This window comes from Shewanella sp. 10N.7 (assembly GCF_020806285.1).
GTDB classification, from domain to species: domain Bacteria; phylum Pseudomonadota; class Gammaproteobacteria; order Enterobacterales; family Shewanellaceae; genus Shewanella; species Shewanella electrodiphila.
The window spans coordinates 1-944 of sequence record NZ_JAJGZS010000063.1; the positions used below are offsets into that span (position 1 = coordinate 1).

The following is a 944-nucleotide window of genomic DNA, read 5'->3' on the forward strand; positions in this document are numbered from 1 at the left end:
GGATAATGGAATGGACCCATCCACTTTTAATCGGCCTCGCAATGGGCCACGATGTAGTAGCTAAAACTCATCAGAAAGAGGACGGGTCCACTATGAACATTACTACAATTGGTCTTGATATCGCAAAGTCTGTTTTTCATTTTGTTGGTGTAAATAGAGCTGGAAAGCTTGTCAAAAAGAAAATGATAAAGCGTAAAGATTTACTTCATGTAATTGCTCAAATAGAGCCTTGTCTTATTGTTATGGAGGCATGTGGTGGCGCAAATTACTGGGCTAGAGAGTTTGAGTCGCAAGGTCATCAAGTTAAGTTAATTGCTCCTCAGTATGTGGTCCCTTATAGACAGGGAAATAAAAATGACTACAACGATGCTCTGGCTATCGCGGAAGCTGCACAACGTCCTAATATGCGCTTTGTGCAGCCTAAACCAATAGAGCAGCAAGATATTCAGATGCTACACAGAATGAGAGAAAGGCTGAATAAGCAATCTACAGCATTGGTGAATCAAGTCAGAGGAATGCTCACTGAATACGGCATTGTCATAACAAAAGGTAAAGCGTCTTTTAGGTCAGCATTACCTGACATTTTAGAGAATGCTGATAATGAATTAACCACTAAAGGTAGAAACATTTTTTACCAATTATATGAAGAGTTTAATGGTATTGAGGAAAAGATTAAATCTTGTGATAAGCAGGTACAACAAGAGGCAAAAAGTAACCAAGTTTGTCAGCGTTTAGAAAGTATTCCAGGTGTCGGTCCAGTCACAGCTACCGCATTTTATGCAGCTGCTGGAGAAGGTAAAGATTTTAATAATGGCAGACACTTTTCTGCATGGTGCGGTCTAGTTCCAAAGCAACATAGTAGTGGAGGAAAGGATAACCTTATGGGGATCAGTAAACGTGGCAATGCTTATTTGCGAACCTTATTTATTCATGGAGCCAGAACC

General features: G+C 40.0%; 1 protein-coding gene. It reads left to right on the forward strand.

The genetic code is table 11. The annotated features are described in order from the left end of the window. Positions 1-92: 92 nt before the first annotated feature. On the forward strand, positions 93-944 hold an 852-nt coding region (locus tag LMH66_RS20210; protein WP_229372711.1), incomplete at its 3' end, for an IS110 family transposase.